The 14,828-nt window shown below is 55.8% G+C and carries 12 protein-coding genes and 1 riboswitch; of the genes, 10 read left to right on the forward strand and 2 right to left on the reverse strand.

Features of this window, described 5'->3' with window-relative positions; all coding sequences use genetic code 11:
- Positions 1 to 42: 42 nt before the first annotated feature.
- Positions 43 to 1,380: an MFS transporter gene (locus GSF01_RS06230; protein ID WP_235941325.1), complete on the reverse strand. Its 1,338-nt coding sequence runs from the start codon at positions 1,378 to 1,380 to the stop codon at positions 43 to 45.
- 309 nt (positions 1,381 to 1,689) lie between these two features.
- On the opposite strand from GSF01_RS06230, the gene GSF01_RS06235 reads away from it, so the two are divergent.
- The 8 genes from GSF01_RS06235 to GSF01_RS06270 all read left to right on the forward strand — a co-directional run bounded on the left by GSF01_RS06235 (position 1,690) and on the right by GSF01_RS06270 (position 10,706).
- Positions 1,690 to 2,052, forward strand: coding sequence for a response regulator (locus GSF01_RS06235; protein WP_159882163.1), 363 nt, complete (start codon positions 1,690 to 1,692; stop codon positions 2,050 to 2,052).
- A gap of 111 nt (positions 2,053 to 2,163) precedes the next feature.
- Positions 2,164 to 2,856, forward strand: coding sequence for a metal-dependent hydrolase (locus tag GSF01_RS06240; RefSeq protein WP_159882164.1), 693 nt, complete (start codon positions 2,164 to 2,166; stop codon positions 2,854 to 2,856).
- Positions 2,857 to 2,869: 13 nt separating this feature from the next.
- A complete protein-coding gene (locus GSF01_RS06245) occupies positions 2,870 to 3,319 on the forward strand; it encodes a GNAT family N-acetyltransferase (RefSeq protein ID WP_328803650.1) in 450 nt (149 codons plus the stop codon).
- 130 nt (positions 3,320 to 3,449) lie between these two features.
- Positions 3,450 to 4,523: a nitric oxide synthase oxygenase gene (locus GSF01_RS06250; protein WP_159882165.1), complete on the forward strand. Its 1,074-nt coding sequence runs from the start codon at positions 3,450 to 3,452 to the stop codon at positions 4,521 to 4,523.
- A 278-nt stretch (positions 4,524 to 4,801) separates the two neighbouring features.
- Positions 4,802 to 4,906, forward strand: a riboswitch (cyclic di-GMP riboswitch).
- An 84-nt stretch (positions 4,907 to 4,990) separates the two neighbouring features.
- A complete protein-coding gene (locus tag GSF01_RS06255) occupies positions 4,991 to 6,559 on the forward strand; it encodes a methyl-accepting chemotaxis protein (protein ID WP_159882166.1) in 1,569 nt (522 codons plus the stop codon).
- A gap of 13 nt (positions 6,560 to 6,572) precedes the next feature.
- On the forward strand, positions 6,573 to 6,998 hold the full coding sequence (locus GSF01_RS06260) for a chemotaxis protein CheW (RefSeq protein ID WP_159882167.1): 426 nt from the start codon (positions 6,573 to 6,575) through the stop codon (positions 6,996 to 6,998).
- 154 nt (positions 6,999 to 7,152) lie between these two features.
- Positions 7,153 to 8,919, forward strand: coding sequence for an ABC transporter ATP-binding protein (locus GSF01_RS06265; protein WP_159882168.1), 1,767 nt, complete (start codon positions 7,153 to 7,155; stop codon positions 8,917 to 8,919).
- Positions 8,916 to 10,706 (forward strand): ABC transporter ATP-binding protein, encoded by a 1,791-nt coding sequence (locus GSF01_RS06270; protein ID WP_159882169.1) that lies wholly within the window; start codon positions 8,916 to 8,918, stop codon positions 10,704 to 10,706. The genes GSF01_RS06265 and GSF01_RS06270 overlap by 4 nt, the downstream gene beginning before the upstream one ends.
- A gap of 189 nt (positions 10,707 to 10,895) precedes the next feature.
- Here GSF01_RS06270 and GSF01_RS06275 read toward each other — a convergent pair whose 3' ends face one another.
- Positions 10,896 to 12,449, reverse strand: coding sequence for a sulfatase-like hydrolase/transferase (locus GSF01_RS06275; RefSeq protein ID WP_159882170.1), 1,554 nt, complete (start codon positions 12,447 to 12,449; stop codon positions 10,896 to 10,898).
- 289 nt (positions 12,450 to 12,738) lie between these two features.
- On the opposite strand from GSF01_RS06275, the gene GSF01_RS06280 reads away from it, so the two are divergent.
- Both GSF01_RS06280 and murA read left to right on the forward strand, forming a co-directional pair.
- Positions 12,739 to 13,458: an FHA domain-containing protein gene (locus GSF01_RS06280; protein ID WP_235941317.1), complete on the forward strand. Its 720-nt coding sequence runs from the start codon at positions 12,739 to 12,741 to the stop codon at positions 13,456 to 13,458.
- Between the two features lie 47 nt (positions 13,459 to 13,505).
- The gene (gene murA / locus GSF01_RS06285; RefSeq protein ID WP_159882171.1) at positions 13,506 to 14,795 is read left to right on the forward strand and encodes a UDP-N-acetylglucosamine 1-carboxyvinyltransferase; all 1,290 of its coding nucleotides are present in this window, start codon (positions 13,506 to 13,508) and stop codon (positions 14,793 to 14,795) included.
- Positions 14,796 to 14,828: the final 33 nt, after the last annotated feature.

Here is a 14,828-nt window from a genome sequence, read left to right on the forward strand (position 1 = left end):
TACCGAATTTAATCCCTTTGCATGTATCAGGGGGATGACAGCTTACCTTTTGGCGGCATACGGTACGCGGACATGTACGGCTAATCCGATCAGGAGGAGCAAGATCAGCGAGCCGAGCGCCAGCCGGCTGGCGAGATTACCGTATTCGGCAAGCGTCAAAGTGATGGTGCCGTATAGAAACGGTCCTACGATGGACGACACCTTGCCGGAGAAGGCAAACAAGCCGAAAAACTGGCCACGTTTTTCTTCTGGGGTGAGTTCCACGATCATCGTCCGCGAGGTAACCCACATCGCGCCCATCGAGACGCCATACAAGCTTCCAGCGGCCCAGAACAATCCTTGATTAGCCGTCAGCGAGGCGAGGGCGATGGAAACCATCATGATAACAGCCACAGCGCCTACGGCCCGTTTGGACCCTATGCGGCGGTTGACGTAGCCGAACATGAAGGAGCCGATAATGCTGGAAACGGTGGAAACCAGGTACAGGATGATGAATTGGCCCGTCGAGAACCCGATGACGGTTGTGGCGTATACCCCCATGACGGCGATAGCCGTAGCAACGGCGTCATTGAAAAAAAAGTAAGCGATCATGAACAGGAACACCGCCCGGTATGCCCTCGCTTCCTTGAAGGTTTGCCAGACCTCGCGGTAGCCGGAGAAAAAGGAAGACTTTGGCCGGTCTGCTGCTGCGGTTTTCAAGCCAGCCCCTTCTTTATACCAGAAGAAGAGGGGGAGCGAGAAGATCAGGAACAGCAGCGCGCTGGGGATGAACGAGTGATGGGAGCCGTTGTTCCCGATAAACGGATAGACGGCCAGCCCGACCAAGGTGCCGAAATAGCCGATAGCGACCCCGTAACCGGAAATAAGGGGCAGCTCGCTTTCGTTGCCAAGATCCGAGATCATCGCATCGTAAAATACGAGGCTGGAATTATAAAAAAACTTGGCGAACATAAACAAGACGAGTACAATCGCCAGCGATAGAGGTATTCCTCCCACTGTAAGGCCGGTCTGCCAGAAGGAGGCTGCTCCCATCAGCAGCGTACTTGCAATACACAGAATAGTCAGCGGTACCAGGAACGGTTTCTTGCGCCCGGTACGGTCGATCAGGACGCCGTATAGCGGGGTGAACAGAACCAGAAAAAAGCTTGCCAGCGCATTGGTATACGTGATGAACGTGCTTGCAATCTGATTCATCGTCTCGCTGCCGCCCAGCGTTTCCTTTAAATAAAACGGGAAAAAGATCGTGATAATGTTGGACGTGAAGATCGTATTGGCAAAGTCGTACAGCGCCCAGACTAGCACAGGCAGCGACAAATAAAGCTGCCAGCCGCTGCGCGGCAGGGCAGGATGTTCCGCGGAACGTTCCTTGGAGCTTGGCATCATAGACATAGGTACACCATTCCTTCGCTGCAAAGTGATTGCCCTCTATCAGAAGTATTCGTTCCAAGCAGGCAAATTCCTTGCCTTTATCTAAAATTAAAAAATCGGCGGCTGAAGCATCTAAGCAAAGGCAGTTTGCTGCAACCGGGACGATTCGCGCAGCGAGGCTGGGAGGCCGTTACATCCAAGTATTTCCTGTGTTCAGACTTGTAATTTCTGGTTCTGGTGCTATAATACAGGGTACAAATTATATAAATAGATCCAACATCCTTGAATGCGAAGACTTTGCGAAGAGGAGGCTGTTTCGACGTGAGCAAAATATTGATCGTCGACGATTCACTCTTTATGCGCATGCTGTTGAAGAATGTGCTTCACGAGTTGGGTTACGAAACAGTGGTAGAAGCAACGAACGGACTGGAAGCGTTGTCAAAATTCGAAGACGAGAAGCCTGATGTCGTGACCCTTGATATTACGATGCCCGAAATGGATGGCATTACGGCTCTGGAGAAGATCATCTCGATGAATCCGGAAGCCAAGGTCATCATGGTAACCGCTATGGGCCAGCAGGCGCTGCTGATTCGTGCGGTCAGCATGGGAGCCAGCGATTTTATTGTGAAGCCGTTCAGCAAGGACAGAGTACGAGAGGCGCTGAAGAAAGCGCTCGCGGGCTAAGACTGCTGCTGATTTGGTGGCGGAAGCTTTATAATGATACAATAGCCAATGTGGAGGAGATCTTCCGGAGATACGATGTATCTTAATTGAGAAAGCGGGGTATTCGAATTCATGGAAATCAGATATCATGGTCACTCCTGTGTTCAACTGACGGCAGGCGGACGATCTATCGTGATCGATCCTTTCCTGTCGGGCAATCCGCTGGCTGCAACTACGCCGGATGAGATTAAGGTCGATTTCGTGCTGCTGACGCATGCTCACCAGGATCATATTCTGGATGCCTATCCGATCGCGAAAGCGAATGAAGCGACGATCGTCGCCACTTTCGAGCTGGCCGCCTATATGGAGTTTCAGGGGGCGAAAACACTTGCGATGAATATCGGGGGCCGGGTGAATCTGGGCTTTGCCGAGGTACAGATGACGCATGCCTTCCACAGCTCCGGCATTGTCCTTCAGGAGCAGGGCCAAATTATATACGGCGGGATGCCGGCCGGCTTCTTGATAAGGTGGAACGGATTGACGATGTATCACAGCGGCGATACCGGGCTCTTCTCGGATATGAAAATGCTCGGAGAATTGTATGATATTGACGTCGCATTTCTGCCGATCGGAGACTTGTTTACGATGGGTCCGGAGGATGCGGCAATCGCCGCCCGATGGCTGAACGCCAAAGCGGTCGTACCGCTTCATTTCGATACCTTCCCTCCCATTCGCCAAGATACGGCGGCTTTCGCCGCGAAGCTCGAGAGCATGGGAATACGCGGCATTGCGATGAAGCCGGGAGAACGTCATCAGATCGGATAAGGGAGAACACGAAGTGAACATCAAGACTTTAGCCGCAACCTCGAAGGAGCACTTGGAGCAATGTCTGCAGGTGCGCATGGAAGTATTTGTAAAGGAACAGCAGGTGCCTGTCGAGCTTGAGATCGACGAATTCGATGCCTCCTGGGAGGCTTGCCGGCACTTTCTGCTGCTGGATAGCGACAGGCCTGTGGCGGCTGCCCGTTATCGGATGTACGATGAGAATACCGCCAAGCTGCAGCGCATCGCAGTGCTCGCTGCGTACCGCGGCTTCGGGCTAGGGAGAAGGATCATCGAAGTGATGGAGAACGAGATCCGGAGCCTGGGCGTAGGCTTTATCATACTGGACGGGCAGACCCACGCCGAGTCCTTTTACCGCAAGCTGGGGTACGTCACCGTGTCGGACGAACCCTTCCTGGATGCGGGCATCTGGCATGTGCGGATGAAAAAGAGAGTAGACGCATAGGAACGAGCCGTCCGACAGATTGACCGGACGGCTCTTGGCTATGCGTTCATTTGTCACAGCTTGTTCGTTGGAACTAGACGCTCTATGGTATACACTGGAGGAAATATAAGCAGCGAGGGGCGCAAACGAGTTGGAACGAGAACAGCTTTGGCAGCAGGCGGAGGACTTCATCCGGGTATGCTACGCCGAATTGAATAAATCCGAAGAAGAACTGGCGGACAGACTGGAGGAAGTAAAGAAGGCCCTAGCCGACTTGGGAGCCTACACCCATACGCAGGAAGAGCTGACCCATGGGGCCAAGATGGCGTGGCGCAACAGCAACCGGTGTATTGGACGGCTGTTCTGGGAGACGCTGGAGGTGGTGGATGCCCGCGCCCTGTCCACGGATGACGAGATGGCGGAGGCGTTGTTCCGCCATCTCGAGCTCGCAACCCATGGAGGCCGGATACGTCCGGTCATCACTGTGTTTCGGGCATCCTCTGCGGCAAGGCCGGACGCACGGATCTGGAACCGCCAGCTGATCCGCTATGCCGGGTATAAGACGGAGAACGGCATCGTAGGCGACCCCATCTCCGCAGAGTTCACTTCCTTCTGTCAGTCGCTGGGCTGGAGGGGGGAGGGAACGCCGTATGATGTGCTGCCGCTCGTCCTGAGCATGGAGAGCGAGGCCCCCAGCCTGTATGAGATTCCGAAAGAATTGGTGCTGGAAGTGCCGATCGAGCATCCCGATTATCCGGAAACCGCCAAGCTGGGGCTCCGATGGTATGCCGTTCCGATCGTGTCCGATATGCGGCTCGAAATTGGCGGAATCTCCTATTCCGCAGCGCCCTTCAACGGCTGGTACATGGGTACCGAAATCGGCGCCCGTAACCTGGCGGATGAGGACCGTTATAACCTGCAGCCGGTCATGGCTCGCATTATGGGACTGGATACGGCACGTGAGTCTTCGCTGTGGAAGGATAGAGCGCTCCTGGAGCTGAACGCAGCGGTGCTGCATTCGTTCAAAAAAAACGGGGTCGCGATTGTCGATCATCATACGGCCGCCCAGCAGTTCAAGCGCTTTGAGGACAACGAGAACAAGCGGGGAAGAGCGGTAACCGGCGATTGGTCGTGGCTGATTCCGCCGGTGTCTCCGGCGGCAACTCCTATTTTCCACAGTACCTATGAGAATAGAACGGTTACCCCCAATTTTTTCTATCGCTGACGAAGGCATTTTATTTAGAGAGTAAGGCCGAGAGGGAAGGACCTGACAGTTATTGTCAGGTCTTATTTTATGAAGAAGCACGACTTTCAACATAAAAGTGGGTCTTTTAAACTATATTCAATCATGATCTCTTGTATTATTGGTATGATTTAACTATAATGCAAAGTGTGAGGCGTAAGTTAGTCTTAGTAAATGGTGAAAAATGTCGAAAACTAAACGGAGTTTCACAAGGAGACAGGGGGGCTGAGGTTAGAATTCCATACATGACAATGACAACTACATAGTAAGGGCACACCCATCGAAAGGTGGGGTCGCAAAGCTATAGGGGTTAACATGCCGGTCTTCCTCGGAAGGAAGGGGCATCATGCCAGCCAGTTACCGGAAAAGATGGAGCCTCCTCATCAATTCGGGAAGCTCTTTTTTTGTGTATTCAACATGTATTTATATAACGAAGGGATGTTATTGTTATGAGAATGACCGTGGCTAAGAAACTATATAGTGGATTTTTTGCTGTGCTGCTTTTATTGGCGGCTGTGGGCGGTATCAGTTATGTTCAAATGAAAAATGTTGACCATTCGTATAGTCTGTTGATCGATGATCGGGCAGCAAAGGTTATTATGATTAAGGATATGGTGCTCAGCGTCCGTGAACAGCAGCTAATGGCTAGGAGCTACCTGCTGACAGGCAACGAGAAATATCTCGTTGGTCTGGAGACGGCACGAGCCGATTACAAGGCCAAGAGCAATGAGATCGCCAAGCTGCTGACCACGACAAGAATGAAGGAGTATTTAAGTGAAATGAATAAGCAGCAGGCTCTCTTCGCACAGTTTGCCGATCAGGCTATCCAGAACAAGAAGCTTGGCAACATGGATGTCGTGCTGGATATCATCGAGAACCAGTCGGCCTCCTCGGTAGAGGCTATCGAAAAGGTAGGCGATGAGTTCATGGGCATGCAGCAGGAGCTGCTGGATCAAGGCAACGTGGATAACTCCGATAAGGTGGATGCCACCATCACCACCTTGCTGCTGCTAAGCATCTTTGCTGTATTTGCTGGAGGCGTTATTGCGTTCTTCATCAGCCGGCAAATTTCCCGGCCGATCCTGGCCGTATCCCAGGCGGCAGAACGCATCGCTGCCGGCGACTTGACAGCGGAGCCTTTAGCGGTCCGCAACCGGGACGAGCTTGGCGAAATGGCCCGGTCCTTCAACGCGATGACGGATAATTTGAGCCAAATCATCCGCTCGGTCCTGAACTCGGCGGCCAGCCTGTCGGCGGCAGCCCAAGAAATATCCGCGAGTACGGAAGAAATCGCAAGCGGAAGCAGCAGCCAGGCGGGTGCGGCCCAGACGATCAATGAGCTGTTCAGAGAGCTGTCGTCGGCCGTCACCTCCGTTGCCAAGGGGGCGGAGGAAGCGTCCGAGCTGACCAGCAGTACGATGGGCCTCGCGGCAGAAGGAAGCAAGGTGCTGCAATCCTCTATCGACGGCATGAATGCGATCCATAGCCAGATGTCTCGCTTGGAAGAGGATTCGAATAAAATCGGGGATATTATCGAGGTCATCGACGACATCGCGGATCAAACGAATCTGCTCGCCCTGAATGCGGCCATCGAGGCGGCAAGGGCCGGGGACCAAGGCAGAGGGTTTGCCGTAGTCGCCGATGAGGTACGCAAATTAGCGGAGCGCAGCATCGATGCGACCAAACAAATTACCGGCATCATCAAGGGCATGCAGCAGAACACGCTTCGCAGTATCGCAGCCGTGAACGAAGGCGTTGCTTATTCGCAGAAAACGGGTGAATCATTCGAACGAATTTTCTCGCTTGTGAATGAGTCGTCCGGTAAGGTGACGGAAATCGCAGCAGCCAGCGAAGAGCAAGCGGCTCAAACAACGGATGTGCAGCATTCGATAGAAAGCATCTCCGCTGCGACGGAGCAGGCCGCAGCAGCCTGCGAAGAGACGGCCTCCTCTGCCCAGTCCCTTGCGATACTGGCTGAAGAGCTGAACAGCGCGGTCGAGATATTCAAGCTTAGATAGAGGAGGCGGCACGGTGACTCAGGCCGGACAAGGGCAGTTTATCGAGGTGGGGATCGGAGACGAGCGATATGCGATCCCGATCGCTGAAGTTCATGAAATTATTAAGACTCCCGGCTTAACGTCGATTCCCGGAGCGAGGGAACAGCTGAAGGGTGTCTTGCAGGTAAGAGGCCAGCTCATTCCCGTCCTTTGTCTGCGTGCGCGCTTCGGCTATCCAGAGACGGCCTACACGAAGGCGACGCGTATTGTCATTGTTCATTATGACGGCGGTCGGACGGGAATCATCGTCGACTGCGTGCATCGGGTTACTTCCTACGGCCGTATTCAAGCGCCGCCCCCGCAGCTTGGCGAAGCGGACGAAGCTTTTTTTACGGGAATTGGGCAGAGGGGAGAAGAGCTGGTCTGCCTGTTAAAGCTGGACTCCGTGCTGCAAGGATAGGAGCCCGGTTAAAGTCCATGCCTGTCATCCTCTACGATACGGGCGTGGGCAAGCGTATGGATCGAAACCGTCTGTTTTTCAGACGGTTTTTCTTTTGGCAGAACGGGAGGGACTCATGGTAGAATAGCGGTACGATAGGGAAGAGGGGAGAAATATGGTCACAAAAAAAGCATTGCCGCGGATCCCGATAAGCGAATATCTTTCGCTGTTCCGCAGTTATCTGAAGCCGCAGCGAAAAAGGATGACGGTGCTGTCGGCTCTGCTGCTGTCCGGTATCGCGCTGCAGTTGGTTAATCCGCAAATTATCCGTTACTTTATCGATTCGGCCCAATCGCTCCAAAGTGGAACGCCGCTCATATGGGCGGCGATTCTGTTCATCGGGGTTTCGTTCGTGCAGCAGCTCGTCTCCGTGAGTGCCTCCTATCTGGGGGCGAATGTCGGCTGGATGGCCACCAATCAACTGAGAAGCGATGTGGCTGCTCACTGTCTGAAGCTGGATATGGCTTTTCATAAGACGCAGACATCTGGCTCCATTATCGAGAGAGTCGACGGGGATATTAATAACCTGTCGAATTTTTTCTCCCAATTCGCGATCATGCTGGTCAGTAATGTGCTGCTCGTCGCGGGAATGCTGGTACTGCTGTTCCGCGAGGGCTGGCTGATCGGCAGCGGGATGCTGCTCTTCGTCGTCTTTGCCTTGATGGCAATCCGTTATATACGACGGTTTGCGGTACCTCATTGGAGCAAAGTAAGAGAAGTCAGCGCGAAGTTCTACGGCTTCCTCGGCGAGCATCTGGAGGGTACGGAGGACACCCGGGCCAGCGGGGCGACAGGCTACGTGATGCATCGCTTCTTTACGCTGATGAGAGAATGGCTTCCCCTGCGGGTTCGCGCGTTTTACGGCTGGGCCTCGATGTGGATAACGACGATCGTGGTGTTCACCATCGGCAACGCCGTCGCCTTCGCCGTCAGCTACTATTTGTGGAAGGAAGGCGCGATTTCGCTTGGGACCGTTTACATGATTTTCTACTACACCGAGCTGATGGCCAAGCCGATCGAACAAATCCGGACGCAGATGGAGGATTTGCAGAAGGCGGACGCCAGCATCGGACGGGTGCGGGAGCTGCTTCAGACCGAGTCCTCCATCCAGGACGGCGCAGGAGACCCGCTGCCCTCCGGACCGCTTGCTGTTGCCCTGGAACGCGTGACCTTCTCTTACGAGGGAGAGCGGACTACGCTTTCGGATGTCGATTTCCGGTTGGAGCCGGGTCAGGTGCTTGGTCTGCTGGGACGAACCGGCAGCGGCAAAACGACGCTTGCCAGACTGCTGCTTCGCTTCTACGATCCGGACGAGGGCCGGGTCGCGCTCAGCGGAGTGGACATTCGCCGGACTAAGCTGCAGGAGCTGCGCAGCCGGGTTGGGCTGGTCACCCAGACCATCGAGCTGTTTCAGGGGACGATTCGCGACAATCTGACGTTCTTCGATGAAGAGGCCGATGATGAGCGGATTATTCAGGTGCTGGGCGAGCTGGGTATGGGCGAGTGGCTGCATTCGCTGCCACTCGGGCTGGACACGAGGCTGGAATCGGGCGGAGGAGGGTTGTCGGCCGGAGAGGCCCAACTGCTGTCGTTTGCCCGTGTGTTTCTGACCGATCCGGGGCTTGTCATTCTGGATGAAGCCTCCTCCAGGCTGGACCCGGCGACTGAGCAAAGGATTGAACAGGCAATGAACAAGCTGCTCCAGGGGAGGACTTGTATCATCATCGCGCATCGCCTGGCTACGATCGAGCGGGCGGATCGGATCCTGGTGCTGGAGCAGGGCCGGATCGTGGAGGAAGGCGAGCGGGCCAGACTGGCCGCCGATCCGGAGTCGCGCTACAGCCGCATGCTGCGGACTGGAATGGAGGAGCTGCTCGCATGACGACGTTCAACTTTCTATGGAAGCTAGTCAGCTACCGCAAGGGACTTTATCTATTGAATGCGCTGGCCTGGTCGCTCGTTTACCTCGCGCCTATTGTTCCCGGGCTGCTGACCAAGCAGTTTTTCGACGAGCTGTCTGGCGATGCCGCCTATACGCTGGGCTTGGGAGCGCTGCTTGCGCTGCTGCTGGCAGCCGCGCTGGCCCGCGTCAGCTTTATTCTGTTCGGCTTTACGACGGATGTGCAATTTCGCTTCCGGATCGGCGCTCTGCTGAGGCGGAACGTGCTTCGGCATGTGCTGAAGGAGCCGGGGGCCCGGGCGATACCCGTCTCGCCGGGCGAAGCGATCAGTTCCTTCCGGGACGATGTCGATCAGGTCGAAGAGAGCGTCAGCTGGTCGGTCGATGTGCTGGGGCTGACGGTGTTTGCGGCGGTGTCCTGCCTAATCTTGATCCGGATTGATGCGCAGATGACGCTATGGGTGTTTCTGCCCCTGATCCTCGTAGTTACGGCAGCGCAGCTGTCCACCGCCATGCTGCAGAAGTACCGGGCGGCCAGCCGCGAAGCGACAAGCCAGGTCACCGGTGCGATCAGCGAAATGTTCGGCACCGTCCAATCGATCCAGGTTGCGGGAGCCGAAGAGCGCATGATCCGCCGCTTCCGCCGGCTGAGCGACGAACGCCGCCAGGCGATGCTGAAGGATACGCTGCTGACGACCTCGCTGGACTCCGTATTTTCGAATGCGGTTAATTTCGGGACGGGGCTCATTCTCCTGCTTGCCGCCGAATCGATGAGGACTGGGCAATTTACGGTAGGAGATTTCGCATTGTTTGTTTATTACCTGAGCTTCGTCACGCAATTTATTCAAAATTTCGGAAAATTCATAACCTACTACAAGGTGAGCGCCGTTGCCAAGGACCGTCTGCAGGCGCTGCTCCAAGGGGCAGACCCTCACCGGCTGACCGAGCATCATCCGCTGTATTTGCGCGGGACGCTGCCCGGGCCTGAAGCGGACAGCATCGCCTCCAAGGGAGAAGCTCCCTATGAGCCCCTTCGGAGTCTGGAGCTTGTCGGGCTAAGCTATACGTATCCGGAGACCGGACGCGGCATAGACCGCATTAACCTTCGTCTGGAGCGAGGCTCCTTCACCGTAGTCACCGGCCGCGTAGGCTCGGGGAAGACGACGCTGGTGCGTACGCTGCTGGGGCTGCTTCCGAGACAGGAAGGGGATATCCGTTGGAATGATCGTACGGTGGCAGAGCCGGGCGACTATTTCATTCCTCCGAGGAGCGCCTACACCCCGCAAATCCCAAGGCTGTACAGCGATACGCTGCTCAATAATATTTTGCTCGGTCTGGAGGCGGATGATAGCCGGATAGCCTTGGCTATCCGATCTGCCGTGCTGGAGAAGGATGTGGACCGGCTGCCGGAGGGGCTCGGTACGATGATCGGACCTCGGGGAGTCAAGCTCTCCGGAGGGCAGGCGCAGCGATCGGCGGCGGCTAGGATGTTCGTGCGCGAGGCAGATCTGCTTGTATTCGACGATCTTTCGAGCGCGCTCGATGTGGATACGGAGAGCAAGCTGTGGGAGCGGCTTGCCGAGCTGCGTGAAGGAACGACCTGTCTGGTCGTAACCCATCGCAAAGCGGCTTTGTCGCGTGCGGATCATGTGATCGTCATGGACAACGGACGGATCGAGGCCGAAGGGAAGCTTGACGAGCTGCTGAGTACAAGCGAAGAGCTCCGCCGTATCTGGTATGGCTCGGAAGAGCCGGATTCGAGGAAATAGCCGGTCGTCATTTCCCGGGCAAGCGCATAAGTCGACAGGATTCAGGGCGCGCTTCCGACAGAGGTGTCGAACGCAAGCCGAAGAATAAAACAAGGACCGGCCGGTATATGTCCTATACCTGCCGGTCCTTGCCGTTTGCGTCCAATGGATGGTAATCGTCGTCTGTCTCTTATCGAAGGTCGAACGGTTTTAAGGCTTGCTGCGTGGTGCAATCGTCAGGAAGGCAGGCTCGGAAACGGCAAGCACATTGTCCTTGGAGTCAAGCACCTTGACCTCGACCGTCAGCGGGCCCGGCCTCGCATAAGAAGACTTGGGAAGGTCCGCGCGGACGGACGATTCGCTTTGCCACTGGGTCTCGAGCCTTGTCCCGTTAACATATACGGTGCTCCCTTGGCCGAAGCGTCCTCCTTCAATCGTCAGCTGCGGCTTGATCTTCCCGTCGCCTCCTTCCGAGATGACGGACGGAGAGAGGCTTCGAATTTCGGGCTTCCCGTAGCCGAGCGTGAAGGGCTGCTGGGCGGCCTCCGCCTGGGGCGCGTTCCGCTGCTCGTTCTCGAAGCGCGCCTGCTGGCGGGATCTCCATTCCTCGGCCAGGCTGCGGTCGATGCCGTACCGCTCGTAATCCTTCTCTGGAGGCAGCACGGGCATATGCCGGTAAAGTCCGCTTAAATATTCCATGTATGCATCCCCCTGAAGCCCAGCCATCGCAAGCACATAAGGACCGAGAAAGGCCGGGCTGAGATCGAGGTTGTCACGGGGTTCGTCCTTTTTATAGTTGTTCCAGATCAGCACCGGCACCTCATGCATCTTCCGCAGGAAGTCGGGATCGTCCTCGCCGGATATATATCCGGTTTCCGTATAAACGGTATATTTCTCGAGGGAGGGGAGATGGTCGCCGAAGAAAACAAGAATCGTCGGCTCCTTCAGCCGGCTATAATGAAGCACGAGCTCCTGCAGCATGCGGTCCGCTCCCTGCGAGCCCTGGGCATAGGTTTCGGCGATGCCGATCGCTTCAGCGGATGCCTTTCCTTTGCTTTTGATGCTGATCGTGTTGCTGGTGAATTTCCCGGGCCAGTAATGATAATGGTTCTCCATCGTATTGGCGAAGATCAGATCGGGACCGGGACTTCGCTCGCTCTCCTCGATAATCCGCCTGGCTACGGCATGGTCGCCGATATAAGGGCCGACGTAATCGTCGGGATTAAAGTACTCCAGACTGATAAACCGGGAAAAGCCCATATGTCTGTATACGTCCGCGCTGTTGAAAAACCATTGATGGAACGGGCTGATTGCCGTTGTGGCATAGCCTTGCCCGGACAGCAGACTAGCCAGAGAAGCGGTCGGCTGCTTGAGGTATTGCTCATAAACGATCGACTCCGGCGGGAAAAAACGGTACGAATAACCGGTGAGCACCTCCAGCTCGACGTTGGCGGTGCCTCCTCCAAACATCGGAGACAGCATCGTCCCGGACGTATAGCGTTTGGCAAGCTCCCGGTACATCGGAATCGGATCACGGCTGAATTCCAGCTGGGGCAGCTTCGTCATATCCCAGAACGATTCGCTGAGCACAATAATAACATTGGGCGGCTTGGCAAGCTCCTCGGGCGTCCAGTCGGTTACCTGCTCGATAACGGGGATTGGGGGTGGAGGGACCGTCTTGGTGCGCTGCTTCTCGGAGGTTGGAATCAGGATGAGCGCGAGCGACAAAAGCGTCGCCGATATGGTGCGGATGGTAGGTCGCATAGGCGGTCTCCTAGCTATAATTTGATTCATATCAGACAGGCAGCTTAGGTATACCGGACGTAATCCGGGCCGTTTCGCAAAGCTTATTATAGCATGTTCTGTCAAGGGATGGCAGGTATTCGAAGGAAAGGTTCCCAGCCGCTCCTCGTCGAATGGTCTGGATACAGATATCTTATAACCGATCCGTTAGGCTGGCGTCAGCGAACTGACATTTCCCTTCCATCCGAAAATACGATATGATGAAAAAGCGGTAATCTGCAAGAAACGCTGCAAACATTGAACTCGGCTTGTGGAGGGGAACGTTCTGGATACTTACGCCTGTCTGTATGTGATCCGGGGAGAGCCGTATCGCTCGGGTACATGCCTGGATCTGACTGCGAATGAGACAGTGATCGGGCGAGCCACGAACAAGGACGCTCCGGATTTTGCGTTTTCCAATGCTTTTATTTCCAGGAAGCACATGGTGATTCGCCGGGAGGGGGAGCAGGCGGTGCTGTATGACCTGGGTTCTCGTCATGGTACGGAGCTGAACGGGACTATGGTGGAGCCTCATGTCGGATATCCGCTGCAATCCTTCGATATCGTGAAGCTGGCGAAGGGGATGACCGTGCTTCATTTCTCGTATATATTTGCCGATCAGACGCTCGAATTCGAGCCCCTCAGTCTGACTCAGCATCTGAACCTGCAAGGAAAAGAAGATCACCCGCTCCCTACGATTTTTTGGGAGAAACGGGAATGCGTCGTCGACGGCAGACGTATCGCCATGTCGGAGAAGGAGTATTTGCTGCTCCGGCTGCTGCATGACGAAGCGGACCGGTTGGTCCCGATCGAGGAGATCAAGCGCGCTGTATGGCAGGAGCGCACTGCGGGACCCGACGGCATCCCTGATGTGACGATGGACGAGCTCAATGCACTCGTCTACCGTATTCGTAAGAAATACGGTAAGGAAACATTCGCCATCAGTGCCGTGCGGGGCAGCGGATATATGCTGGAGCTGGATTCCGATTGACAACGAACAGCCGTCTGGGCTTAAGACCGAGGAAGGGAGAGTTGCCCGTGCGTTATATTGAAGTTGAACCATCCGGTCCGCTCCAAGGGACCGTTCAAATACCCGGTTCCAAGAACAGCTCGCTGGCGCTGCTTGCTGCCGCTTGTCTGGCCGACGATAAGGTCAAGCTGGAAGGCATTCCTGCCATCGACGATGTCAAGGTCATTGCCCGGATCGGGCAGGAGATCGGCTTGGGCTGGGATTGGCAGCCCACGGGCGAGCTATGGCTGGACCCGCGCTACATCCACAGCGCGATGATCGACCCCGGGAAGGCCGGGTCGTATCGCGCATCCTATTATTTCGTCGGTGCGCTCCTGGCCAAGTTTGGCAGGGTTACGCTTGGCTTCCCGGGCGGAGATGACTTCACGCAGCGTCCGATCGACCAGCATATCAAAACCTTTCAGGCTCTGGGTGCGAAGGTCGTCTTCACGGAGGATCATTATATCGTGGAAGCGAAGGAGCTCCGTGGTGCGGATATTTACTTCGACACCATCACCTCCGGCGCGACGATCAATGCGATGCTGGCTGCTGCGCGCGCCAGAGGCAGAACCAATCTGTACAACGCCGCCGTCGATCCCGAGGTCGTCGATACGGCGGCTTTCCTGAACTCGCTCGGGGCGCGGATCTACGGGGCCGGCACAGACCGGATCCGCATCGAGGGCGTGCCGTATCTGAACGGCGGCTCCCATACGGTCATCCCCGACCGGCTGATTGCCGGCGCTTTCCTGATGGCTGCCGGGATCACCGGCGGCACGATAACCGTAAATGACGTCATTCCCGAACATATGGGCTCATGTCTGGCCAAGCTTGAAGAGTGCGGCATCGGGCTTGAAGTCCGGGAAAGCGGCGTGACGGCTTACGGGGGCCAGCCCATCCGGGCATCGCGGATCCGCACATCGATGTACCCGGGCTTTGCCACCGATCTGCAGCAGCCGATGACGGCTCTGCTCACCCGGGCGCAGGGCAAAAGCATTATTACCGAGCGTGTGTTTCCGAACCGGTTCAACCATGTGCCGCAGCTTCGCCGAATGGGCGCCGACATAGAGGTACGGCAGGAAAGCGCCTTTATTCATGGAGGACGGCCGCTCTCCGGGGGATTCGTGCATGCGACCGATGTGCGCGCAGGTACCTGTCTGGTGCTGGCCGGGCTCTCGGCGGAGGGCAAAACTTATATTACAGGCGTCGAGCATCTGACGAGGGGCTATGATAATGTGATCGGGAGCTTTGCCTCTATCGGAGCTGTATTGAAGCTGAGGGAGGACGATCAGGATCAGGAGCAGCTGCAAGTCGCCTATTGATCACGTCCGGCCTGAAAAGCCGCCTAGCTGAAG

Source organism: Paenibacillus puerhi, assembly GCF_009846885.1.
Taxonomy (GTDB): Bacteria; Bacillota; Bacilli; order Paenibacillales; family NBRC-103111; genus Paenibacillus_G; species Paenibacillus_G puerhi.